The organism is Nostoc sp. ChiQUE02 (assembly GCF_034531305.2).
Lineage (GTDB): Bacteria > Cyanobacteriota > Cyanobacteriia > Cyanobacteriales > Nostocaceae > Nostoc.
This window is the reverse complement of record NZ_JAVRBN020000013.1, coordinates 95,856-121,454: the sequence shown is the minus strand read 5'-3', so window position 1 is coordinate 121,454 and position 25,599 is coordinate 95,856. Positions and strand designations below refer to the sequence as shown.

Sequence of the window (25,599 nt, the reverse complement as noted above, 5' to 3'; positions counted from 1 at the left end):
TTAACTGAATAGGTCAATCCTCCTGCTCTAGAATCCGTTTTGCCTGCAAAAGTTGCTGCCTATGTTCCTCACTAACTGTTGGGTATTGCAGATTTAGTTCTTGTAATTTTGTGCAGATGATATTGGCAACGGTCAGGCGTGTAAACCATTTGCGATCGGCAGGAATAATATACCACGGGGCCCATTTTGTACTAGTGTTGTTGAAAACTTCTTCATAAGCATTCATATAATCATCCCAAAAAGCTCGTTCTCGGACATCACTATCTGAAAACTTCCAATTTTTTTCAGGAGAATCAATCCGTTGTAAAAAGCGTTTTTTCTGCTCTGATTTGGAAACATTAAGAAAAAACTTCAGGATGATTACACCATTGTCAACCAAATATTTTTCAAAATTATTGATTTCTTCAAAACGCTGTTTCCATATCTTATTTCCCTCAGGGAAGTGGGGAAGTTGTTGTTTATTAAGCATTTCTGGATGGACACGGACTACTAGCACTTCTTCATAGTATGAACGGTTGAATATCCCAATTCGTCCTCTTTCTGGCAAAGCCTTTGTTGTTCGCCACAGATAGTCATGGTCTAATTCTTCCGCACTGGGTCCCTTAAAACTAAACACCTGAAATCCTTGCGGATTCACACCAGAGGTCACGTGTTTAATAGTGCTATCTTTGCCAGCAGCATCCATTGCTTGAAAAATAATCAATAAAGCATAGGTGTTTTGAGCATAAAGAATATTTTGGTAATTAGCTAGTCGTTCAATATCTGCCTGTAATTTGGTTGCAGCATCAGTTTTTTCGTGAAAATCAGTCTTATAAGCTGGGTCATAGTTTTTTTTCAAAGAAATCTTTGAACCTGGCGGAACAATGAAAGCATCATGATTCATGTATAAAATCTCCTAACGGTTACTTAATACACAAGCACATTTTTAAGTATTAATTCCTGAAAGTTATAATTTATTAATTAAATTATTTTGATTGAGAATTCATAGCTTTCAAGCAATCTTTTGGGGGTTTTAATCCCCCTCTTTGTCATCAGCAAGTTTTATGGCTCTTTCTAAATCCTTCTGACAAAACTTCATTACGAATTACTTCCGTCGCTTTGGCATAGGACGCATCGCTTCACGACCTAAGATAAACATCCCCGTGACACCTAAGCTCACAAACCAAACATATTGATACCAGTATTGCCGAATCTGCTCAACTGTACTGAGTTTTGGATGCAAAGTGTTTAAGTACAGCAGCAGCAACAATATCATCAGCGCCCCAAAACCAACAAGGCTCAAGCCAACAAAAATTCGTGCAGGACGCAGTTCAAAATCACTAATAGTGTCTAGGTCAAGTTCTGCCAGTTCCTGAAAGTAGTCATCTGCAAAAGACGAGGTTGCTTGGAATTTATTGCTGAGTTTTGATGGCAAAATTGGCGACAGTGTTGCTACAGTTGGGCGACGTAGCAAAGCTTCAGTATCTCGCAGCAATTCCAGTGGCTTCCGGGTAGTAGTTGGTTGAGCAAACTCTATGTTGTCTGTAGGAGTTGAGGCATTGACTTTACTTTCAAAATCCATAGCACGCTTGGGAAGAACCAGGATATACATAGCCTAGCGAATCAGAAGACAAATGCGTCAAAATAATTCGTAATTGGTAATGACGCTCTCTACAAGAAGCTCTTGCTAGCTTGCTTAAGAGTAGGAGTACAAATACTCACTAACGTAAATCGTAATTAATTCATTGATTTATGAAAAAATACATTACCTTCTCAAAGTAAGCAAATTTATGTTTGGGGTAATCCAAATTACTCGTCCATTTCTTTTAATGTAGCTAATGCCGACGGAGATAAACGACTGAGATAGCGGAATATCCAGTATTTAAAGATAGTATTTAAAATCACAGGAAATGTAGCAATAAATAAAAAGATTACATTTCTACTGGCTGGTAGACTTAAATGTTCTGCCAATCCTTCAAGAATGATTTCCCACCCATCAGGTGAGTGAAATCCTACAAATATATCTGTAAACAGAATAATTAAAAAAGCTTTAGCACTATCGCTGAGACCATAGACAAGAGTATCAATAAAAGACTTGAGAATCAGAATTTCTCTTTTGCTCAGAGCGATAACTATACCAAAAGAAAATAGTGATATTAAATCAGCAAAAATATTACTAATGCCACGATTAGTTTTTATCCGAACTTCTTCAAATATTTTAACTGCTTTATCTTTGATTTTTTCTTGTGTTAGCTCTGAAGAAAGTGGCGGCGCTTGATTAATTAAATATTCGAATCTCAGCTTTTCTTGAAAATTATGTAATTCGTGGAGAGCTTCTTTTTCTATATCAGAATTTAGGAAAATTTGAGTTGGATTATCTCCTCTAATCCTTTCTAATATTGGAGTTAATAAAAATTCTTTAGATAAATGCTGAGTTAAAAGCGGTACAATAATTAGAGCTGCCAAAAATCTTAAGGAAATTATTGTTCTATTTCTAGAAATTCGATAATTTCTGACAAATTCTTCTTCTGCCTGTGGTGCAAAATCTGCTTTAACTCTATTAAATGTTTTGCCTATAGAACTCCGAAATACTCCAGTATCTGGAGATGGAGGTGTTCCTTTAATATCATTAGTAATAGATGAGTCTGGCTGTTTATTAAATTCGTTATTATTAATTTGTATGGGTTGAGAAGTTGACCCGAATGCACTGTTACTAATTAGTTTATCTTTGATAGCGTACTTCTCTACAACTTCATCAATAACCTTTAGTTTTTCTAATAGAACAGAATTAGAAATATTGATAACTCCCCGACTAAGCTGGAATTCTGCAAGCCTGATCTTGATAATAGTTAAATTTTTATCAAGGTAGCCTTGCCAATATGACATAACATTTTCAGTGTATTTTACTGATTTTAAAGATATTTTTTTGTTGTCAAAATGTTCTAGTTCGATGTTTTTAATTCTCTGAGCTGCTTGGTGAGCTTCTAAGAGTGCCCTTTCTGGTGTATCTAAAAACCAATGGTTAAGCGATCGCAAGTATTCTTTAAGATTTCTACGAACTAAATTTACTGTTCTGGCAAATGAAGGTTTCATTACATATATGATTATTTATACAATGTGTATTATAGTTATATAAACATGAAAAATGGGTAATAGCTAGTTTAAAATATTATTAACTATTACCCAAGACATATTAGATAAATCTATTATTTTGTGAAAAACTTGCCAGTATGATGATCTGATGCATATCGGCACAAAATAAAAGTTGGTCACTATAGCAAGCAAAAAATCTGAATCCAGAATTTATTGGCAATATGAAACTCAGTCTGTGCATGATTGTGAAAAATGAAGCCGCAACACTGCCTAAATGCCTGAACAGTGTCAGAAAAGTGGTGGATGAAATGGTAGTGTTGGATACAGGCTCAATTGATCGCACTCCCAATGTTGCCCAACAACTCGGTGCAAAAGTCCATCATTTTAAATGGTGTAATGACTTCAGTGCTGCCCGCAATGCAGCTCTCAAATATGTCACTGGTGATTGGATTTTAGTATTAGATGCTGATGAAACTCTGACTCCAGCAATTGTACCGCAGTTACGAGAGGCGATCGCAAGAGATGAATACCTGCTCATCAACCTCGTCCGCCATGAAGTTGGTGCAGAACAATCTCCCTATTCTCTGGTTTCCAGGCTGTTCCGCAATCATCCAGATATTCGTTTTGACCGTCCTTACCATGCCTTAGTCGATGATAGCGTGTCAGCAATTTTAACTAAAGAACCCCATTGGCAAGTAGGTTATTTACCAGGGGTGGCGCTTTTACACGTAGGATATCAAAAAAGTGCGATCGCTCAAAATAACAAATATGCCAAAGCAGCTACGGCGATGGAAGGGTTTCTTGCGACTCATCCTGATGACCCTTATGTTTGCAGTAAATTAGGGGCGTTGTATGTGGAAACTGGGAAAATTACTCAAGGTATGGAGTTACTCAGACGAGGAATCACCTTTGCTGAAGAAAATTACGATATTTTATATGAACTCCACTATCATTTAGGCATTGCCTACAGTCGGTTGCAAAAATCCCCACAGGCTATTTCTCACTATAAAACTGCCATCAAATTGCCAATTTACCCCATGCTCAAATTAGGAGCATACAATAACTTGGGAAACTTACTCAAAGCAGCAGGAGATTTAAATGGTGCAAAAGCTGCTTACACCACAACTTTGAAAATTGACCCGACTTTTGTTTTTGGACATTATAATTTGGCGATGATATTTAAGGCTCTGGGTTTATTTACAGATGCGATCGCATGTTATCAAAATGCAATCGCGTTAAATCCCAACTATGCCGAAGCCTATCAAAATTTAGGAGTAGTGTTGCTCAAAGCTGGCAATCATCAAGATAGTTTAACAGCTTTTAAAAAAGCGATCGCCCTTCATGAAAGGTATAATCCCGAAGAGGCGAAGAGACTACGCCAGGGGTTGCGAGAGATGGAGTTGATGTAGGAGAGAGGGCAGGGGGCAAGGGGGAAAATTCCTCTCCTCTGTACCCTTCCCCCTGGAGTCCAAAACGAGCGACGCGATGCTACGGCGGGCTACGCCTACGCGAAGTCAAGCTAAAATTATATGCTTCTAGAGGAGTTCAAGAATATTGGATTTTGAACTGGCAATTACAACAAGTTGAAGTGTATCGTCGAGAAAAAGCAGTTCTGAAATTAGTGGCAACATTATTTGCAACAGATGACCTCTCTTCACCTCTGTTACCAAATTTTGTTTGCACTGTGGCGCGGTTGTTTGTCTAGAATGTGCGGAACTTCAAAAACATGAGGCTGGGAACGCCCAATTTCAGATTGGGTTATAGTCTCAAGACTTGTCTCCCCTAGTTCTCCCCGATTTTTACCTAATCTAAAAATATCAACCTAAAAGTTGAAATCAAAACTTTTGGTGAAATCAAACTTTTGAACATTTTATGAATGAAGATACAAAGTTCTTTCGGATATTTGGTTCAATATTCGGCGGTGTTGGTAGCATAATTGCCGTCACGGGCATAATAATTGGACTGAATACTCGTTCTTTTGTGGGCAAGGCAATACCAGCACAAGGGACAATAATCGATTTAGTGCAACGTTCATCAACCGACAGTAAAGGTCGTTTCTCTTATGCCTACTATCCAGTGGTGAAATTTACCACTCCCTCTGGTGAACCAACAGTTTTTGAAGCAAATTCAGGCAGTAATCCACCAGAATTTACTAAAGGTCAGCAGGTAGAAATATTATACAGTCCTGAAAAGCCAAATTCTGCCACGATCAACTCCTGGCTAAGTTTATGGTTTTTACCTGTTATGTTTATCAGCTTAGGATCAATTTTTGCCTTGATTGGAGGAATTGTACTAGTCAGGTCATTTCCGCGTTTGATAAGTTCTAAATAAAAGTTTTTTGGAAAATAGACTTATTTTTTAATCTTGGATCAAAATTCTGACTGAAATCTGTATTAAGAATATGTAATTAAATATTTGAGCCAGTAATACCTATGCTTGAACCCTGTCCGATCCGCACCAAAGCTGATTATCGTGCTGCACTTGATGAAATTGAAAGATTGTTTGATGCAGAACTAAATACACCAGAGTTTGACCGCTTGGAAGTTTTAATTACGCTTGTGGAAACATACGAGCAAGGGCATTACCCAATCGAAGCACTAGATCCTATTGAAGCAATCTTATATTATCTCGAATCCCGTGAGTTGTTTTTGGATGAATTAGAGCCAATTAAACAAGCGATGTCTTGCTAAAAGAATTTGAAACTTCAAGTTTGGAACACAAAACATCAGGTTTTAAAATCAACTCCACCCGTTCTGAGTCGAAAAGGTGGAGTTAAAAAGTTGGGGAGTTGGTAAATTCTCCTCACAAATGACAACTAATTAAATACGAGACTTGACAAATTTCTCTAATCTATCCATTCCCTTTTCAATCGTCGCCATATCTGTGGCGTAGGAAAGGCGAATGTTGTCATCAGCACCAAAAGCAATTCCAGGAATGACTGCAACTTGGTGTTTTTCCAGCAAGGCGTCACAAAATTCTAGGGATTTTAGACCGGTTTTGCTGATATCAGGGAACAGATAAAAAGCGCCATCTGGTTTTGCGGTACTCAATCCGGGAATGGCGTTGAGTCTGTCTAGCATCACCTGTCGCCGTTTGGCGAAGGCTTGGCGCATTTCTTCGACACAATCTTGAGAACTTTCCAAAGCCGCGATCGCACCATATTGGGCAAAGGTACACACGTTAGATGTACTATGCCCTTGGATGGAACTCGCTGCTTTAATGATTTTCACAGGCCCCGCTAAATAACCAAGTCTCCACCCAGTCATGGAATAAGCCTTCGCAAACCCATTACTGATCAAAGTACGGTCAAAAATTTCCTTCCCAAGAGAACCGATGCTGATATGTTCTGCACCGTCGTAGAGAATCTTTTCGTAAATCTCATCAGAGACGACAAAGATATCTGCATCAACGACTACCTGCGCCAGTGCTTTGATTTCATCTGGCGTGTAAACCATCCCTGTGGGATTAGATGGGGAGTTGAGGATAAATAGCTTTGTCTTGGGCGTGATTGCTTTACGGAGTTGTTCGGGAGTAATTTTATAACCCGTCGTGGCATCGGTGGGTACAATCACTGAAACTCCACCAACCAAAGTCACCATTTCGGGATAACTTAGCCAGTAGGGTGCAGGGATAATTACCTCATCGCCTGGATCGATCAGCGCCACTATCAAGTTGTACAGAGAATGCTTACCGCCATTGGTGACGATGACATTCTCTGACTTGTAATCAAGACCGTTATCAGTTTTAAGCTTGTGGGCGATCGCTTCCCTTAACTTTGGTTCTCCAGCTGCTGCACCATACTTGGTTTTGCCTTCTTCCAAAGCTTTTACTGCTGCGGCTTTAATATGCGCTGGGGTATCAAAATCTGGTTCTCCAGCGCTAAAACTACAAACATCTATTCCCTCTGCCTTCAGTGCCTTAGCCTTGGCTGCGATCGCTAAGGTTAATGAAGGTGTTACCTGACTTACTCTTGCTGCCAGCTTCATTCTTACTATTTTTTGGCAAATCTTTCACTTATCTAAGGATATCCCAGAATCCTTACCAAGATTTGCCTCTTTAGAATTCTCTGATCTAGTCTAGTTCGCAAACATTTGCACTCTTATTTAGCAGCTAGGTATCTATAGATGCAAGGGCGCACAGCTGTACGCCCCTACCAAAGAAAAACCTTCTATGCAATTAAAAACAGCTATCAATCTGACCAAGCCTCCTTTGGAGGTAGAGTGTAAGGGTAATTATTTCTGTTGGATTTGGATTGTAGCGAAGTTTGGTGACTCAATCAAAATCCCCTTTTGCGGCTTTATTGGGCGCAAGTTCTTTTTTAATTTTAGTGCGATCGTAGTCTTTCGCTCTCAAGGAGCGCTTCCTCACCGCCTCGGTTCAGCATAACTTCTGGAATTTCTTGGTCTACTTTCACTTCCTCCGTCTCTAGGAATCCCTTCTATTCCACGCCTTCCACTGTCGAGATAATCATCGCCAGTTGCTGGGATATTAGCTTTTTGTTTCTGACGTTCTTTGGTGGCGTAATAAGGTCTGGAAGGTTCATTTTGTACCCGGCGGTCTTTGGTGGCGTAATAAGGTTTAGTTGCTTCTACCTTGTGGTTTTTTTTCGAATAATAACCTTCTGCCTGAGCTGAAATAGCAGGTAAGCTAATTAACCAAAATAAACCTGCCAGCATGACTATCGCGATTTTGCGACGCAATTGATTAAATATTCTTTGGATTTCCAACATGGGAAAAATTTCCTTCTCAATATTTAATAAACGTTTAAATATTAGGAAATTCGGATTGAGTGAACGTCTTCCTCTAGGCTGGTTGCCTATATAACTATTTTCAATTCGGTGAGGACAAGTATACAGACAGACCTAGCCCCCTTCCCTACACGGGAAAGGGGAAAGATTCAAAGCCTCTCTCCTTTTAGGATAGAGCTTTGGAGAAAGGTCAAAACAGTAACTCAACCAATCGAAAACCGCCATATATCAATAAAAAGTAAGGTGGGAATTACCCACCTATTTTTCTAATTTGATTAACTCTTTATCTATCTATTGACAGAGAAACGATGGAAAATCAAGGGCATGAATTAGTAACTGAGTATTGCTTATTGACGCATTGGCTATCGGGAAAACTCTTCCCAAATTCCCAGCGGTGCACTGAGTTTCGACTGCGCTCAACTAACGTTTGTCGTACCACCGCGTGGAAGCAAGCTACGCGCAGCGTCTCGTAAAGCCTGCGGCATAGCTACGCTTAGGGCGTAGCCTCTCGTAGAGAAGAGAAGTGTCCCCAGTCCCTAAGCTATAGTCACATCTGGCGACAAGTAAACATCTTGAATGGCGTGAAATAGTTTGACTCCTTCCTCAAACGGTCGCTGGAACGTCTTCCGCCCGGAAATTAATCCCGAACCACCAGCGCGTTTGTTAATTACAGTAGTGCGAACTGCTTCTGCGAAGTCATTTTTACCAGTCGCCCCACCAGAATTAATCAGCCCCACGCGCCCAGAGTAACAATTTAGTACCTGGTAACGAGTTAAATCAATTGGGTGGTCAGTTGTCAACTCTGTGTAAACGCGCTCATCAGTTTTGCCGTAACTTTTACCAGTGGCTTTGGCAATTGCACCGTAACCATTGTTATTTTCGGGCAACTTTTGTTTAATGATGTCAGCTTCAATAGTTACACCCAAATGATTCGCCTGTCCGGTGAGGTCAGCAGCAACGTGGTAATCTTTATCTTGTTTAAAAGCGTTGTTCCGCAGATAGCACCAGAGAATTGTGACCATCCCCAGTTCATGAGCGCGTTTAAAAGCTTTGCTGATTTCCTGAATTTGTCTAGTAGACTGCTCTGAACCAAAGTAAATTGTCGCACCTACGGCGGCGGCCCCTAAATTCCAAGCTTGTTCCACATCAGCAAACAATACCTGGTCAAATTGATTGGGGAAAGTCAGCAATTCATTGTGATTGATTTTGACAATAAAGGGAATTTTGTGGGCATATTTGCGCGAAACGATACCTAATGTCCCCAAAGTGGTAGCAACCGCATTGCAACCTGAGGCGATCGCTAGCCTGACAATATTTTCTGGGTCAAAGTAAATCGGATTGGGCGCAAAAGACGCACCTGCTGAGTGTTCAATCCCTTGATCCACCGGTAGAATAGAGAGATACCCAGTATATGCAAGACGACCAGTAGAATAAAGTAGCTGGAGATTACGCAATACTTGAGGGTTGCGATCGCTGTTGAGCCAGATTCGATCTACAAAGTCTGGCCCTGGCAAATGTAGTAAATCCTGAGAAACTTTTGCTTTGTAGGTAAGTAGGTCTTCAGCCTCTTTACCTAGCAATGACTCGATAGAATTAGCCTCTATGAGCGTTGTAGTCATAGCGTTTTCCTCAAAAATTGAGCAAATGACCTTTGCTTTTAAGATAGCATTTTTAATATTGCTAACCTGGTTGTGCGGAGATTAACTATATGTAAAATCCTTCTGATATAGCAGTCTTAATCACACTTATACCAAATGCCCTCTTTTTGAGAATTTAGCGCATATTTATACAAAAATGGCATCAGTATTTCTGTTAAACCTTAACGCTAGAAAACTGGGATAACGCATCAGGTGCTACAGGAATGACTGGTCGATAATCTTGACTCACAAGAAAATCTGGTCGGGGATTTTGAACTGGTAAAGGAATATTTTCAATACTGTTATAAGTAACAATCACAGTAGAACGCCCAAATGGCGAGATATTATTTGATGAAGCATGTACAATATTACTATCAAAAAATAATACTGAACCAGCCGCAGCCTTTATCAAAGTAATTCCATACTTTGATACTAAATTAGTAACTAATTCCTGGTTTACAGAATATTTCAAATTAGCACTAAAACTTGATACCCATGCAGGGTTATCACCAGAAGTATCAGAATTTGTGTTTGTTAGTCTAGAATTATGAGCCATAATATTAATCATCCCTTCTTTATGGGAGCCAGGGATAACAAATAGTGGTCCATTAAATTCATTCATATCATCTAATAAACACATAGCATTGACTACTTGCGGTCTTGGCATTCCATCCTCCTTGTGCCAATAGATATAGTCTTGATGCCATTTCCAAATATCACCAGTAAATGCTGCCTTAAGATTTGCTTTGAATTGATATGTATATACTTGATTGCCAACTATTTGCATAGCAGGCTCAACAATAAATGGATGTCGTGTTAGGCAATTTAAAACATCATTTTTAGTATGCAACCCGTGAAGTGAGCGTACAGTTTTACCATCTTTCTCAAGAATTTTTCGAGGCGATTTTTCTGTAGACAGTGCAGATAATTCTGCTTTGACAATTCCGACCTCAGTGCGGGAGATATATTCTGATAATAAAAGAAATCCTTGCTCTTTATAGATTAATAATTGTTCTTCTGTTAAGTACATATTAAAACCTTGCATCTATTAACAATTAAAATTTAACTCTTTTAATTATTAATAGACATTGCCAAAAATACTTAAATAATCGATGTTTTTTTTAATCGGTTAAAATACTCATTTAATTTAAGTCAGTCATTACTAGCTTAGGTATTAATGAGTATTGCATACCCGATTCGCCAACAAATTGATCTGCTAGATAAAGTCCATGTTTAAAAATCCGCTACGTTGAAAATAAACTAAATATTTACTGATTAATTCAGTATCCATTGATGGGCATGTAATAGACGCATCAGCAATTGCATTAAGTGTATTACGACAGTCTAAATCAGCAGTATTTTGATATAGCTCCCATGCCGCGAGTCCTTGATTCACTTTTTCAGTTAACATTGGCAAAAGAGGGAACAAGGGATTTGTCTGTGAATACTGAGTTTGATTGATTAAATTATCTGTCCATTGGGAATATGGTACTTTTTGAAGTTGGTATCCACAAGCTGATATCAACTCAAATAATTTAATTAAATCGATGTTTTCGGATGGTAAAGGCACTATATGAAAGGCCTTTCCTAAAGATTCTTTTTTCCTAGATATTTGTACAATGGCTTTACTGGCATAATCTACAGTGATTAAATCTTGTTTTTGATTTACTAGTTCTGGAAAACTACCTACTTGTATACAACCTTTGATCAATCTAGATATGAAGTCATCTGTATTAGTTACGCCAGTCTGTGGATGTCCCATTAAAAATCCCGATCTAATGACTGTTACAGGGATTCCTCTAGATTTAGCAATCCAAACAAGTTTTTCGGCTACCCATTTACTTTGTGTATAGCCAATCTCTTGAGAGAGATAAGGTTCACTATTATCAATATCATCGTCCTCATAAAGGACATTTAATCCATTTAAACAGGCCATTGCACCAAAAACAGCCATTGTTGAGATGTAGTGTACTGGCTTGAGTTGATGCTGACACGCTAATCTGAGAACTTCTTGAGTACCAAGAACATTTGCTGCCTTAATTACAGAATATGGTTTAGCAAAGTTGACTTGAGCACCACTATGATAAATAACATCAATCTGCTTTGCCAGTTTCTCAAATTGCTCTACGGAAAGTCCAAGACGAGGCAAAGCTAAATCTCCTGGTATGGGGATGATTCTTGAGCTTTGGCTTGCATCCCATATTAAATATTTTTCTAAGGTTTTCTGTAGTCTTTTGAAACCTTCACTTTCGTTATTAGCACGCACAAGGCAATATATTTTCGCCTGAGTTTGCTGTAGCAATTCATGGATTAAGAAAGCACCTAAAAAGCCTGTTGCTCCTGTTAAGAAAATATGCTGCGGCTGACTGATATCGTTAGCAAGCACTCCTTGAGGATAGATGTTTGGATCGAGTACAGCTTCAGCTTTGAGATTAACAACAGTATTGAGACTAGCAGTTCCTTCTTGACGTATTTTGTCAACAATTTGGCTGAGTCCTTCTATAGTCTGCTGCTCAAAAATACATCTTACGGGCAGTTCTACTTGGAAAGTTTCTCGTACAGACATCATTAACTGTGCTGCTAGCAGAGAATTACCGCCAAGCTCAAAGAAATTATCCCGAATGCCCACACGATCAATATCGAGTATCTTAGCCCAGATGTCGAGCATTTGTTCCTCGGTAGGAGTACGAGGTGTAATTAATGCTACTTCCAGAGTCGCTCTAGACTGATCGGGAGCAGGTAGTGCGCGACGGTCTAATTTGCCATTGGGTGTCAGTGGTAATTTCTCTAAGCACACAAAAGCTGTAGGTATCATATATTCTGGTAGCTTTTGTTCGAGAAAGCGGCGGAGTTCTAAAGCCAGCTTGCGAGTAAACTTACTCTGTAACGGTTGATTGGCATAGTAATTCCAAGGCTTAGTGTGAACTGTATGTTGAGAAGCGATCGCCTCTGAGAATACATCCACTTTTCCCCTTTGGCAATGTCTGAAAACTACCTCGTAACAGTCAAGTACGCTAAAGTCTGACCAAATAATATCGATCGAATAAGGTAAATCCTGACTCAAATTCCACAGTTCTTCAGGATCAATCCCAATCTGGGGAAGTTGTTCTAGATGCGATCGCAATTCGCCTACTGTCTTAAACTCATCTGGGTTGTTTAGCAATTCTACAGTCTTGACTTCCTTAATTACCCTGGCATTAGGTACGTTTTTAATTCGCAGAATTTGTGGCTGAGTTGCTAATAGCAGGTGACGAATAGATGACAACGTTAGCTCTTGTTGTTGCCAATCCAACCAAGGAATATCTACAGTGTTACTGGTATTAGTGCCTATATGCAGAATCACATCATAGCGAAACTTTGTCAGTTCATTGTGATGCTGACCGCGCTTGACGTGAATTTGTACTTGGCTAATCTTGGGTAAATGCTGTTGCAATGCCGTAAAAAAGTCTGGGTGAATTACCAGTTCTTCCTCTTGGTTAAGGCGTTGTCGAACGCGCTCTTGTAACTGTATTGTGGAAAGTGCGGTTGATGCTTGATACAATGCTACAGAAGCGTGGTAAGCCTCTAGTAACGGCAGGCTACGCACATCTCCGACAAAGATAAAACCGCCAGACTTCACAGCATTTACAGCTCCTGCCAAAACTTGCAGCAGATAGTCAATGCTAGGAAAATACTGAATTACCGAGTTGATAATTACTGTATTGAAGGTATCTGCCTCAATGTTCTCAAAATTATCAGCAGGTCTTTGTAACAAAGTCAGCTGGGGCCAATCCTGACCAGACATTTGTAACTGTTGGATTTGCCGTAGTGCTTCGGGCGCAAAGTCAGTACCCCAATATTTATCGCAATGGGAAATAATTTTGCATAGCAAAAGACCTGTACCGCAACCAATTTCTAGTACTTGGCTAGGTTGCAGAGAGAGAATGCGTTTAACAGTATGGTCTACCCATTCGCGCATCTCTTCCGCAGGGATGGGCATACCTGTATAACTACTGTTCCAACCAATAATATTGAATACTTGATTTTCTTTCTCAGTAGTTTCCTTGTAGGTTTGATCGTAGAGTGTTTGCCACTGAGAAAGGTGTTCAGTTTGCCAATCTGCTAATAACTCTTGGGCATTCTCATCTTGTTGATTTTGCACCACATAAGCTACCAAACGCTTTTGTCCGGGTGCATCTTCCCGATCTATCACCACACCTGTCTTTACTGATGGATGTTCCATGAGTAAGGCTTCAATCTCTCCTAGCTCGATTCGGAAACCACGAATCTTTACTTGGCGATCAATACGACTGAGATATTCGATATTGCCATCAGGGAGATAGCGAACCAAATCCCCTGTTTTATAGAGGCGAAGATCGTTATTGCCTCCTGCCTCCTGCCTCCTGCCTCCTGCCTTCTTAAAGGGATTGAGAATAAACCGAGCATCTGTAAGATCCGGGCGATTGAGATAGCCACGTGCTAAACCAGCACCACCAATGTAGAGTTCTCCTGGGACACCCACTGGCACTGGTTGTAACTGAGCGTTGAGTACATAGAATTGAGTATTGGCTATAGGCCGACCAATCAAAACTTGTCCATCCTCAGACACTACTTTATATGTTGCTGACCAAATAGTAGTTTCAGTAGGGCCATAGACGTTCCATAAAATAGCACATCGCTGTTGTAACTGTTGAGCCAATTTTTTCGGTAAGGCTTCCCCACCACACAGTATTTTCAGATGCTTGCTGCCCTGCCAACCTGCTTCTAGAAGCAGTTGCCAAGTGGCTGGGGTAGCTTGCATGATGGTAGCGCCAGAGTTAGTTAACTTTGCGATTAATTCTGTGCCATCCATAGTTTCTTCCCGACGAACCATAACGACACGGGCACCGAGAGTAATCGGTAAGAAAATTTCTAGTACCGCAATGTCAAAGGATAAAGTAGTGACGGAAAGGAGTATGTCTTGCTCTGTCAGTTCTAAATGCTGACCCATGAAGTGGAGGAAATTAACTACAGAGCGGTGCATAATTTGTACACCTTTCGGTTTGCCAGTAGAACCGGAGGTGTAGATTACATAAGCTAAGTTGTCAGGATTAATACTAATATCAAGGTTATCTTCACTTTGCGTAGTAATATCCTGCCAGTCTCTATCCAAACAGATAATACGCGCTTGATGTTCAGGGAGTTGCATCAACAAATGTTGTTGAGTTAATAGCACTGGTACCTGAGAGTCTGACAGCATTAAGGATAAACGTTGTTGTGGATAAGCTGGATCTAAAGGTATATATGCACCACCGGCTTTGAGGATGGCTAATAAAGCTACGATCATCTCTAGCGATCGCTCCACACAAATACCTACCAATACATCTGCACCTACACCTAAAGTTTGTAAATGACGAGCTAATTGATTCGCTCTGGCATTCAACTCGCGGTAAGTGATTTGCCGATCTGCAAAAATTGCTGCTACAGAGTCAGGCTCACGCTCTACTTGTGCTTCAAATAGTTGATGAATGCAAGTTAGCTGTGGATAATCTGCTTGAGTTTGATTCCATTCCACTAATAATTTTTGGCGTTCAGCAGGTGTTAAAAGAGGTAAATCTGCAACTTTCTGATTTGGATTAGCGACAATCCCTGCAACTAAAGTCTGAAAATGTTCTCCGATACGAGAGATGGTAGCAGCATCAAATAAGTCAGTGCTGTACTCAAACCAACCACTAATCCCATCTGGCGTTTCAAAGAGTTCTAGGAACAGATCGAACTTGGCTGTGCCATTGTATTCTAAGCGATGGTTAATGCTTAGACCAGAAAGTTCCAGAGCTTGCATGGGTACGTTTTGCAGCGCAAAGCAGATTTGGAACAAGGGATGACGGCTCAAATCCCGCTCTGGTTCGAGTTCCTCGACCAACTTCTCAAACGGGATGTCTTGATGAGCATAAGCTTCTAAGGTAACTTCTCGCACTTGCTTGAGCAACTGGCGGAAACTAGGAGAGCCAGAAAAATCGCTGCGTAGTACTAAAGTGTTAACAAAGAATCCAATTAAATTCTCAATTTGTTGGTGATGACGGTTGGCAATTAGCGAACCTACTAAGATATCTTCGCTACTTGTATAGCGGAATAGCAGGGTTTGGAATGCTGCTAAGAGCGTCATATATAAAGTAACTCCCTCCTGCTGGCTGAACCGAGTTACTGCCTCGCTGAGAGATTTGGAGAGTGCTAGAGGTTGACGCGCCCCACGATAAGTTTGGATTGCTGGACGGGGGCGATGCCTACGGCGAGCTTCGCTAACGCTTGGTAACTGCAAAATTGGTAAATCTGCTAACTGCTGTTTCCAATAAACTAGTTGCTCTGATATGACTTTTCTTTGCAACCATTGCCGTTGCCAGACAGCAAAGTCTGCATACTGAATAGGAAGTTCAGCTAAGGGAGAAGGTAAACCATTGGTGAAAGCCTGATACAGCAATGTCAGCTCTCGAAACAACACGCTAACTGACCAACCATCAAAAACAATGTGGTGAATGCTCAAAAGCAGTAGATATTCCTCTGCATCTAACTGCAATAGGGTTGCTCGTAATAGCGGCCCACGGTTGATATTAAAGGGCTGCTGGAACTCTTCAATCATCAACCGCTGAATTTCTGTATCCTTTTGTGTTTCAGACAGCGAGTGCAAATCTATCAGATGTATAGGTACACTCAGAGTCGGAGCAATAATTTGTACAGGCTGCCCATTTGATGAAGCAAAAGTGGTGCGTAAAACTTCGTGTCGCCGAACAATTTCGTTGATGCTTTGCTCTAAAGCTCTCAAATTTACCTGACCAAACAGACGAAAAGTTTGGGGAAAATTGTAAAAGGGACTGTCAGGCAACAACTGTTCCAGAAACCATAATCGCTGCTGGGCAAAGGAAAGGGGCAAGTTTTGGTTGCGCGTTATAGGTGCGATTCCCCAAGTCTGCCATTCTGAATTTTGCTTGAGTTCTGTCTCGATACTTTCCGCCAAGCTGGCAACAGTAGGTGCATCAAATAAACGCCGCAATGGTAAATCTAATTGATAGGTATCTCGAATCCGAGAGATTACCTGAGTTGCTAGCAGTGAGTGTCCTCCAATCTCAAAAAAGTTATCGTAGACACTAATCTGCTCCAATCTCAAAACTTCCACCCAAATTTTTGCTAATACTTCCTCAACAGTGGTACGAGGTGAGACAAAATCTTGCTCCAGATTCCGTCCAGTGCAATCGGGTGCTGGTAAGGAGCGACGATTTACTTTCCCATTAGGTGTTAGTGGCAATGCATTTAACATCACAAAGCTGGAAGGCACCATATAATCTGGCAGCTTCTCCTTAAGAAACCTACGGAGATTGCCACTCACTGTGCGCTGCAAAATCTTCCATAGATGTTGGGTTTCCAAGATATGCTCTATGCTCTGGTGAAACAGGGCTTTTTCGGTAGGACTTAGAGTCAACTGAATACCAGCCCGTTGACCCTGACTCCAAGCAACGCTGCCATTTAACCATAGTTCTTGTGATGTGACTGGCAAGCGTAGGCAAAGACGGACACGCTTACCTCTTGCCCAACTAAATGGCACCCCTAACAAACAAACGCCACCATTGGAAATATCCTCTGTTTGTAGTTCTACTATTCGGTTGTTATCAGTTTCTACTCGACAAACACTTTCATAAGGTACTCGTTCTGGAATCAAGCTGGAAACAATATAACCGACTAGGCGCTTGTCGCCAGGCACATCCTCGCGTGCGATAACTACGGCTTCACGCACGTCAGGATGCTGCAACAGCATTGCTTCGATTTCCCCTAGCTCAATGCGGAAGCCGCGAATCTTCACTTGCTGGTCTATCCGACCCAGGTATTCAATATTTCCATCCGGTAAGTAGCAAGCTAAGTCACCTGTTTTATACAAACGGTCTGAAGTGCTTTGAGAGACTAAAAATTCTTTCTCTGCTTTGCTGCTCTCTTTGCTTTTTCTAAAGGGATTGAGAATGAAGCGTTCACTAGTCAGATCGGGTCGATTGAGGTAACCCCTAGCTAAACTATCACCACCAATGTAAAGCTCTCCCGGAACACCGATAGGAACTGGCTTTAACTCTGCACCGAGGATATAGATTTGGGTGTTAGCTATGGGACGACCTATAGACGGATAAGTTGGCCAGAAATCAGGATTTCGATCTAATGTTAAAGCCGTTACCACATGAGTTTCTGATGGCCCGTAGTGATTGTGAAATGAACAGTGTGGCAGCGATTTGAATAATTTGACAATGGCTGGGGTGATTTGCAGTTGCTCACCTGTGGTGGTAACTTCTTTTAAGCTAGTAAATAATTCCAACTGAGATTCAGCCATCTCTGCCATTTGCTGTAGTACGACAACAGGTAGGATGACTTTTTCAATCTCTTGACTCTGAATAAAGCGAGCTAAAGCTGTAGTATCCCGACGCAAGTTTTCTGAGATGAGAAACAAAGTTCCTCCTGAAGACCAAGTAGCAAACATCTCATGAAAGCTGGCATCAAAGCTCAAAGAGGCAAATTGCAAGGTACGTACACCTGTTAATAGTGAGTTTAGATGCCATTGCAGTAAATTCACTAAAGGACGGTGAGCTAAACAGATACCTTTCGGTCTGCCTGTAGAACCAGAAGTGTAGATGATATAGGCTAAATTCTCTGCTGTTACTTCACTAGAGGGATTTTCCTGACTATATTGGCCTATCTTGTCCCAGTCGGTATCTAAACAGATAATCTGCGCTTTAGTTTCAGGAACCTCTGCTAATAGTTGTTGTTGAGTGAGTAATATTGATACTTGAGTATCCTCAAGCATAAAGGCTAGACGTTCCTTGGGATATGCTGAATCCATTGGTACATAAGCCCCACCAGTTTTGAGAACTGCCAAAACTGCGATCGCCATTTCCAGGGTTCTTTCTACACAGATTCCTATGGGCATATCTGGTTTTACACCTAGCGAAAGCAGATAGTGTGCTAACTGGTTCGCGCGCTGATTTAGCTCTCGGTAAGTGAGTGAAGATTGTCTGTGGTTCTCTGCCTCTTTAAAGAATACTGCTACAGCATCTGGCGATCGCTCCACCTGCGCTTCAAATAGCTGATGAACGCATTCATCTAATGCGTAACTCGTACTGGTATTGTTCCAGCTTTCTAATAATTCTTTATGCTCGCTTTCTGGCAATATATTCAATTGATGAAAATACTCACATCCTTGAATAATTTGATGAGCTAAAAATAGCAATCTTTCTAAAGCTTTTACATATACAAAAGAAGTTTCATTATAAAATATTTCTATCTCTAGAATATCCTTAAACTCGTTAACTATAAGATGAACTTCATTATCAGCAAAAGAATTATAAACAATTAATGTAGGATTTTCTTCAGCAATAGGTAGATTAAGAGTTCTGAATTTATAAAAATTATAGAAGAATTTTAATTGTTCCTCTTTCAAAGATTTTTTTTGTTGAAATACAGAAATATTTTGATAATGGTTGAGATTTTTTCGATAATCATTTATATATGAAAGATAATTAAAAATGTTTGAATTATTTCCAAAAAGATTTTGATTAACAATAACAGGAACTACTTGATAAAGACAACCTAAAACATTAAGTGTTTGCTTATCTCTTTTACCGATAATATCATAAAATACAAAATCACCTGGTGCTTGTAAATACTTACTCAAGTAAATACCATACACAGCCCTAAAAAAAGCTGGGATATTACATTTATTTAATTGGCAATATTTTCTAATCTGCTCTAGCTCATTCCCAGTAATTTGTACTTTTTTAGATTGGGCTTTGTTTTCTCTTTTGGTTTTTATATAAGATGTGACAGGAATAATATTGCTTAAAGATTCCTGCCAATACTGCTGAATTTCTTGAGTATCAAATTCAAGTAGATGCTCTTCAATACAGTCATAAAAAGATCCAAGTTTGAATTTTTGAGGAGTATTACCTGTTTTTAAATCTAAATAAACTTTTCCAACTTTCTCAAAGAAAATTTTGCCAGAATATCCATCAAAAAGAATATGAGGCGCACCTAAAATAGCAGTATAATTACTCTGGTTATCTTTGATTAAAATATTTTTAAATAAATGCTTTTTGTTAAACTCAAGCTTTATTTTAATTTTTTCTTTTATAATATATTCTAAAGTATTAAACTCAGGGGTTTTAGTATTTAATTCGATAAATTCAAAATGAATATCAGCACTTTTATCTACAAATTGAAAAGCTTCATCTTGATAAAAAATAAACTTTGTTTTAATTGTATCATCTGCTTGACATACTATTTTTACTGCCTGTTCCCAAATAAATCTATCTAAATTTTTTGGTAGCTTTACCGATAATGCTAAACTAAAAACAGTACTATCTGGATGAAGCATATTATCCAGATATAAATCTCTTTGTGTAGTTGTTAATTGGGATATTTTTCCAATATTTGAAGGTTCATAAGGCTCATCTAGTATATTTCCTATTACCAAAGCCATAAAGACTTCGGAAATTGAAATAGTAGCAATATCTGTACCTTGATAATTGTTAGCCATAAAGATTCCTTTAATGTAAAATTTTTACTTGATTAACTTAGAATTACTCTGATGCACTGGAAGTTCAATTAAGAACTCAGTTCCTTGTCCTGGTACTGACTGACAACTGATTTGACCTCCATGTTTTTCTACAATAATTGTGTAGCTAATAGATAATCCTAAACCAGTACCTTTTCCAATAGGTTTAGTAGTAAAGAAAGGATTAAAAATCTGAGAAAGTATATCCGGTGTCATACCAGAACCATTATCAGCAATGCGAATAGCTAGCAGATTTTGCTCTAATAACTCAGTAGTTATTTTGATATAACCTGGATTAAGTTCCGCTTCTTTCAATGAACGCTGAAAATTATACTCTTCCAATGCATCAATAGCATTAGCTAATAAATTCATAAATACTTGATTTAGCTGACCTGGATAACAATCTGCTAATGGTAAAGAAGCATAGTTTTTAATAATTTGAATTTTAGAATTGACTGACTCAGTTTTGAGCCGATGTTGCAATATTAGTAAGGTGCTATCAATACCTTCATGAATGTTAACTGCCTTCATTTCTGCTTCATCCAAACGGGAGAAGTTACGTAAGCTCAGAACTATCTGGCGGATGCGATCGGCTCCAATTTTCATTGAAGATAGCAATTTTGGTAAGTCTTCAAGCAAAAACTCCAAATCTATATCCTCTTGTTCTGCCAGAACTTGAGGATTGAGATTGGGTGATACTTTTTGATAAGTTTTAATTAGATGTAACATATCATTAATGTATTCACTAGCATGAGAAATATTGCCATATATAAAATTAATTGGGTTATTAATTTCATGAGCTATACCAGCAACTAATTGACCCAAGCCAGACATTTTTTCTTTTTGAATTATCTGTAATTGTGTTGTTTGTAATTGCTTTAATGTCAGTTCTAATTTTTGTGCTTGTTCTTCCAAACACACATTTTTTTCATGTAATTCCTGTGTTCTTTCTTCGACCTTGATTTCCAAATTTTTGCTATAGTTCTCTAATTGATGGTTAGCTTGTTGCAAGTTATTATTTAGTTTAGATAAATTAGTATACAGCTTGGCATTCTCAATAGAAATAGCTGCTTGAGAGGCAAGAATTTTTAAAACTTCTAACCGTTCAGTAGTAAATGCATTCGTTGTTAAGTTATTTTGTAGATATAGAATTCCAATAAGTTTACTTTGATGAATTATCGGTGTACATAAAACGGACTTACATTTATTCTGAATAATATAAGGATCGCTAGTAAATTTTCCTTCAGAGCTAGCATCACCAATAACGACGCTTTCTTTAGTTCTCATCACATAGTTGAGTATAGATATGGGTACATATAGACTATTATCTAAAAGCATAGAGGTTTCCAAAAACATCTCATTTTTGTTAATTCCCACCAATGCTTCTATTACCATTTGGCCATTTATTTCTAAAAGGAAGCAGCTAGTTTGTGCTCCAGCATTTTCCATAACAATTGTCATCAACTTAGATAGCAATTCATCTAGCATGATTTCACTAGAAATCGCTTGCGAAGCTTTAAAAACTGTAGATAAATCAAAAGATGCCAAATTATTTATCTTGCTTGAAGTAGTTCGCAAGCTAGCCTTCAAACTGGATGATTCATGATTTATTTTTAATGGGCAATAATCGGGGTATTTTGACTCTAAATCATTGACTTTTGCGATCGCTCCCCAACGTATATAAGCATGATAAGATTCTCTCAGGTAGAAGATCGCCTGCTGATCTCTACCACGAGAAAAGTAAAATTCTGCTGCTAACTCGTTGGCTAGTGCTTCTTCTTGAAGATATTCCTGTTCTTTTGCTCCTTGAGTAGCTAGCTCATAATACTCCATAGCTATAAAGGTTTGCCCTAAAACCCGTGCTTTTTCTGCCTCTACCAGATCATATTTATGCTGATAGTTAGTAGGAGCATGGTCAGCCCATAACCGCATTTTTTCCTGATTGCTATTGATAACAGCCAGATATTCTTGTTGAATCTGAGTTTCAACATTTGGATATAAAGCAATTAGAGCTAGTGAATAGTATAGGTTGTGGATGCCAACTGTCATCATCCCCATCACACTACCTATATATTCTGAAGCTAATTTGGCATTATCAATTGCTTGAGTGTAATCTTGAAATAAGTAAGAAAGAATCAATTTGCCAACATAAGCAGCAGACAAAGAAGTAGAATTGTTAGTATTTTGTAGATATGGCAACATTGCTACTTCATCAAAGCTATCACCAACTAAAAGATGTTTGTTTGGTGACAAACCTTGTAAGTTTAGTGCTAACTGATGCCAAATTTTAATATAGTTTATAGGAAAATCTAGTTTAAAATTTTCTAAGAGATTAATATATGATGTTTGCTGATTAGCTACTGATTCAAGTTGTTCTCCTCTAAAAAATATATGACCACAATAATGGACAGAGCAGTAGCCGGCGTATTCTAAATCTCCAATTTCTAACGCGCTTTGAATTCCTTCTTGCAACGGAGTAATTGTTTCTCTAAGATGCTCTTTCCAATGAATGGTAAAACCATAAAAAGGTGCATATACTTTACTTTTAAGTTCAACGCTTTGGAACTGCCCTAATATTTGCCAAGCTATTTGACCAGAGCGATATCCAGCATCAATATTTTCAAGATAGCCACATAATAGCATCCCATAATAAGCATATCCATGAGCTGCCAAAGCTGAATGACCATGTTCAATACAGAGATTGACGACAGTCAAGATTATTTGGGGAAAAGTTGCCTTTGTCGGGTTAGTAATAAAAGCAGCACCAGCAATAGTAACAAGGATTTTTAAAGCTGCCAGTATGGAAGGGTCTTTGACAACTGGAAAATTCTCTAAATCTTCAAGCTGAGGTAAATTAGCTATAGTACTTTGCTTATTTGGTGCCGCCGACAGAGTAACCCCCAACTTTGCGATCGCTTCTAATCCAGTATCAATGGCTTTAAGCATCTGATTTTGAGCCATATAAAACTGGATTTGTAATTGATAGGCTTTGACTTGATCCAGCAGATTATTAGCTTTCTCTAGAATAGTTTCAGTTAAGATAGCTGCTCGTGTAAAATTAGTATTTAAGTACTCTACTTCTACACTTTCTAGATGAAGTGTTAGCATCAAGTTGTAGTTATTTTCCCAACTCGATGGTGTAAGCAATTCTAGTCCAACTGTCGAATAGTTAAGGGCAGCTTCATATGCTGATGATGCTTTTGCTTTTTGGCTAGCTATGAGATTTAATTTCGCTAGCCGATCTCTTTGAGATTGATCGCAAATAAATTCAGTACTAAAATTTAAGTGGTTAACAATATTAAAAATATTTTCTTCAATTTCCTCTGTTTGGTAAGATTCTAGGATTAATTGCCCAATTTTCAGATGAGTTTGTTTTCTTTGCGATTCTGGAATCAGGGAATAAGCAGCTTGCTGGATGCGATCGTGCAAAAACTTATATGAAATTTTTAATTCTTGAGATTCTAAGGATATAGATATGTCTTTGTCAAAAAACAGCGGAGCTTTATAGTTATCGCTCAAGGGCAAAATTAGGCTTGCTTGAAGTGCTTCCCATAATTCAGAGGCTGTTTCTGACTGAGATTTTTCATTTACAATTGCTAGAATATCTATGTTAAAACGATTGCCAACACAAGCAGCTAGTTTTAAGACCTGTTGTGTCTCTTGAGGCAATTTTTTAATATTTCTCACAATTAATTCTAGGGCATCATAATCTGTAATCCCAATAGTCTGAATTTGATTTATTTCCCACTGCCATATTCCACTATTAAAATCAAAATTTAATAGCTTTTCTTGGTACATAGTTTGGAACAACTGAGTTAAGAAAAAAGGATTTCCCTGAGTTTGATTCAAAAGAAGTTCAGCTAGTGCTTTTGTTTTTTCTGTTGCAGTATGAAGTGTATCTACTACTAATTCATGCACATCACTAATACTTAAAGGCTTTAGTGTAATATTATTTACAGTTACTCCTGCTTTTTGGATTTCATTCAAGGTTTGATTCAAATAATGAGTTGATACGACTTCGTTATCTCGATAAGCCCCAATCATCAAAAAATATTGGCTATCATCAAGCATCAGCATTTGAATCAATTTTAAAGTCGCTAAATCTGCCCATTGTAAATCATCAAAAAATAGAACAAGTGGGCGTTCTTTTTGAGTAAATACTTGAATAAATTTTTGAAACGCTCGATTAAAGCGGTTTTGGGATTCAATTGCTCCTAATTGCGGTACAGATGGTTGTTGACCTACAATCTTTTCAATCTCAGGAATAACATCAATAATAATTTGACCATTTTCACCAAATGCTTCTAAAAACCGCTGTTTCAAAACAAATATTTTTTCAGAGCTTTCTGTTAATAACTGTTGGGTTAATTCTTGAAATGATTCAATTAGAGCCGTATAAGGGATATTTCGCTTAAATTGATCGAATTTGCCAGAAATAAAATATCCCTGTTGTTGGAGAATAGGTTTATGAATTTCATTAACTAAGCAGGATTTCCCAATCCCTGCATAACCTGAAACTAACATCATCTCACTTCTACCAACACTTACTCGCTCAAAAGCTGACATGAGAAATGCTACTTCTTTATCACGCCCATAGAGTTTTTGAGGAATTGTAAATTGGCTAAATTTATCTAACTTGCCAGGAATAAAATTTTCGATTTTTCCATTATTTAATAACTGTTTTGAGCAAATCTCTAAATCTGCTTTTAGCCCTAAGCCACTTTGATATCTTTCTTCAGCAGTTTTAAATAATAGTTTCATTACAATATTAGATACAGCCTCCGGAATTTGTGGGTTTATCTGATGAGGAGGTATCGGCTGTTTGGCAATATGAGAGTGAATTATTTCTAAGGGATCAGTGCAATTAAATGGTAAATGGTCAGTTAGCAGTTCATAAAAAGTTACGCCTAAAGAGTAAAAATCTGTTCGGTAATCAATCGTCCTATTCATGCGACCTGTTTGCTCTGGAGACATGTAAGCAAGTGTTCCTTTAAGCAAATTAGGATTGCTGATCATTGCATTTTCTTTTGACAGGCGTGAGGCAATGCTAAAATCAGTAACTTTAACCTGCATTGACTTAGGATTAATAATTATATTTTGTGGTTTTATATCTTTATGAATAATATGTTGCTCATGCAAATCTATAATTATAGCTGTAATCTGAATGGCTAATTTCAAACAATCTATTATATTAAGTTTGTTGTTATTAGTAAATTGTTTTAGGTTTTGTCCTCCAATATCCTCTAAAACTAAAGCAATACTGTTTTGATAATTTTCTAATCTATAAGCCTTAATAACTCCTGGTAAATCTAGTGATTTAGCAATTTCATACTCATGTTTAAACTCTGTTACATATTCAAGGTTAGCGTACTCACTTTTAAGTATTTTAAGAATAACCATTTTTTCATTTGTAAGATCCTGCGCTCGATAAACAACAGTATCTAGACCATCGGAAATTTTTTCTATAATTTTATATTTTGAATTAGCAGCCATTTTTCTTCCCTCTAACTATTTATTATAAAGCTATTAAGTATACTGACATATACTGTTTAAACTAAACATTGCGTTTTAATTGAAATATGTAAGTAAATACAAGTTTTTT

General features: G+C 38.4%; 13 protein-coding genes and 1 pseudogene. 5 read left to right on the top strand and 9 right to left on the bottom strand.

The features are described 5' to 3' along the window. Nucleotides 1-13: 13 nt before the first annotated feature. The 3 genes from RM347_RS15960 to RM347_RS15950 form a co-directional block, all read right to left on the bottom strand. Nucleotides 14-883, bottom strand: a complete 870-nt coding sequence (locus RM347_RS15960) for a polyphosphate kinase 2 family protein (protein ID WP_322719365.1) — start codon at nucleotides 881-883, stop codon at nucleotides 14-16. Between the two features lie 201 nt (nucleotides 884-1,084). Further along, a complete protein-coding gene (locus tag RM347_RS15955; protein ID WP_322719366.1) occupies nucleotides 1,085-1,561 on the bottom strand; it encodes a hypothetical protein in 477 nt (158 codons plus the stop codon). Nucleotides 1,562-1,788: 227 nt separating this feature from the next. After that, a complete protein-coding gene (locus RM347_RS15950) occupies nucleotides 1,789-3,072 on the bottom strand; it encodes a proton extrusion protein PcxA (protein ID WP_322719367.1) in 1,284 nt (427 codons plus the stop codon). A gap of 221 nt (nucleotides 3,073-3,293) precedes the next feature. Between RM347_RS15950 and RM347_RS15945 the strand changes: the two genes are divergently transcribed. From RM347_RS15945 to RM347_RS15930, 4 genes and pseudogenes are all read left to right on the top strand, one after another. Beyond that, nucleotides 3,294-4,481, top strand: a complete 1,188-nt coding sequence (locus tag RM347_RS15945) for a tetratricopeptide repeat protein (protein WP_322719368.1) — start codon at nucleotides 3,294-3,296, stop codon at nucleotides 4,479-4,481. A 45-nt stretch (nucleotides 4,482-4,526) separates the two neighbouring features. Then, nucleotides 4,527-4,777: pseudogene (locus tag RM347_RS15940) on the top strand (Uma2 family endonuclease); the annotation flags it as partial. A 167-nt stretch (nucleotides 4,778-4,944) separates the two neighbouring features. Further along, the gene (locus tag RM347_RS15935) at nucleotides 4,945-5,403 is read left to right on the top strand and encodes a DUF3592 domain-containing protein (protein ID WP_322719369.1); all 459 of its coding nucleotides are present in this window, start codon (nucleotides 4,945-4,947) and stop codon (nucleotides 5,401-5,403) included. Between the two features lie 101 nt (nucleotides 5,404-5,504). Then, nucleotides 5,505-5,762 carry a helix-turn-helix domain-containing protein gene (locus RM347_RS15930; RefSeq protein WP_322719370.1) on the top strand — a complete coding sequence of 86 codons (258 nt, stop codon included), beginning with the start codon at nucleotides 5,505-5,507 and terminating at the stop codon, nucleotides 5,760-5,762. A gap of 129 nt (nucleotides 5,763-5,891) precedes the next feature. On the opposite strand, the gene RM347_RS15925 is transcribed toward RM347_RS15930, so the two are convergent. Further along, entirely contained in the window at nucleotides 5,892-7,058 is a 1,167-nt protein-coding gene (locus tag RM347_RS15925; protein WP_322719371.1) for a pyridoxal phosphate-dependent aminotransferase, read from the bottom strand. 184 nt (nucleotides 7,059-7,242) lie between these two features. Between RM347_RS15925 and RM347_RS15920 the strand changes: the two genes are divergently transcribed. Further along, entirely contained in the window at nucleotides 7,243-7,458 is a 216-nt protein-coding gene (locus RM347_RS15920) for a hypothetical protein (RefSeq protein ID WP_322719372.1), read from the top strand. Here RM347_RS15920 and RM347_RS15915 read toward each other — a convergent pair. From RM347_RS15915 to RM347_RS15895, 5 genes are all read right to left on the bottom strand, one after another. Then, entirely contained in the window at nucleotides 7,437-7,802 is a 366-nt protein-coding gene (locus RM347_RS15915) for a hypothetical protein (RefSeq protein ID WP_322719373.1), read from the bottom strand. The two genes, RM347_RS15920 and RM347_RS15915, sit on opposite strands and share 22 nt — an antisense overlap. Before the next feature lie 554 nt (nucleotides 7,803-8,356). Beyond that, nucleotides 8,357-9,439, bottom strand: a complete 1,083-nt coding sequence (locus tag RM347_RS15910; RefSeq protein ID WP_322719374.1) for a class I fructose-bisphosphate aldolase — start codon at nucleotides 9,437-9,439, stop codon at nucleotides 8,357-8,359. Nucleotides 9,440-9,632: 193 nt separating this feature from the next. Beyond that, nucleotides 9,633-10,487, bottom strand: a complete 855-nt coding sequence (locus tag RM347_RS15905; protein ID WP_322719375.1) for a phytanoyl-CoA dioxygenase family protein — start codon at nucleotides 10,485-10,487, stop codon at nucleotides 9,633-9,635. Nucleotides 10,488-10,673: 186 nt separating this feature from the next. Further along, on the bottom strand, nucleotides 10,674-19,979 hold the full coding sequence (locus tag RM347_RS15900) for a non-ribosomal peptide synthetase (RefSeq protein WP_322719376.1): 9,306 nt from the start codon (nucleotides 19,977-19,979) through the stop codon (nucleotides 10,674-10,676). A gap of 24 nt (nucleotides 19,980-20,003) precedes the next feature. After that, a complete protein-coding gene (locus tag RM347_RS15895; protein WP_322719377.1) occupies nucleotides 20,004-25,490 on the bottom strand; it encodes an ATP-binding sensor histidine kinase in 5,487 nt (1,828 codons plus the stop codon). Nucleotides 25,491-25,599: the final 109 nt, after the last annotated feature.

What these genes read in the sequence shown, in the direction of transcription:
- RM347_RS15925 (WP_322719371.1), bottom strand. Translation starts at nt 7,058, where the DNA reads ATGAAGCTGGCAGCAAGAGTAAGTCAGGTAACACCTTCATTAACCTTA.
- RM347_RS15935 (WP_322719369.1), top strand. Translation starts at nt 4,945, where the DNA reads ATGAATGAAGATACAAAGTTCTTTCGGATATTTGGTTCAATATTCGGC.
- RM347_RS15905 (WP_322719375.1), bottom strand. Translation starts at nt 10,487, where the DNA reads ATGTACTTAACAGAAGAACAATTATTAATCTATAAAGAGCAAGGATTT.
- RM347_RS15955 (WP_322719366.1), bottom strand. Translation starts at nt 1,561, where the DNA reads ATGGATTTTGAAAGTAAAGTCAATGCCTCAACTCCTACAGACAACATA.
- RM347_RS15895 (WP_322719377.1), bottom strand. Translation starts at nt 25,490, where the DNA reads ATGGCTGCTAATTCAAAATATAAAATTATAGAAAAAATTTCCGATGGT.
- RM347_RS15950 (WP_322719367.1), bottom strand. Translation starts at nt 3,072, where the DNA reads ATGAAACCTTCATTTGCCAGAACAGTAAATTTAGTTCGTAGAAATCTT.
- RM347_RS15960 (WP_322719365.1), bottom strand. Translation starts at nt 883, where the DNA reads ATGAATCATGATGCTTTCATTGTTCCGCCAGGTTCAAAGATTTCTTTG.
- RM347_RS15945 (WP_322719368.1), top strand. Translation starts at nt 3,294, where the DNA reads ATGAAACTCAGTCTGTGCATGATTGTGAAAAATGAAGCCGCAACACTG.
- RM347_RS15920 (WP_322719372.1), top strand. Translation starts at nt 7,243, where the DNA reads ATGCAATTAAAAACAGCTATCAATCTGACCAAGCCTCCTTTGGAGGTA.
- RM347_RS15930 (WP_322719370.1), top strand. Translation starts at nt 5,505, where the DNA reads ATGCTTGAACCCTGTCCGATCCGCACCAAAGCTGATTATCGTGCTGCA.
- RM347_RS15900 (WP_322719376.1), bottom strand. Translation starts at nt 19,979, where the DNA reads ATGGCTAACAATTATCAAGGTACAGATATTGCTACTATTTCAATTTCC.
- RM347_RS15915 (WP_322719373.1), bottom strand. Translation starts at nt 7,802, where the DNA reads ATGTTGGAAATCCAAAGAATATTTAATCAATTGCGTCGCAAAATCGCG.
- RM347_RS15910 (WP_322719374.1), bottom strand. Translation starts at nt 9,439, where the DNA reads ATGACTACAACGCTCATAGAGGCTAATTCTATCGAGTCATTGCTAGGT.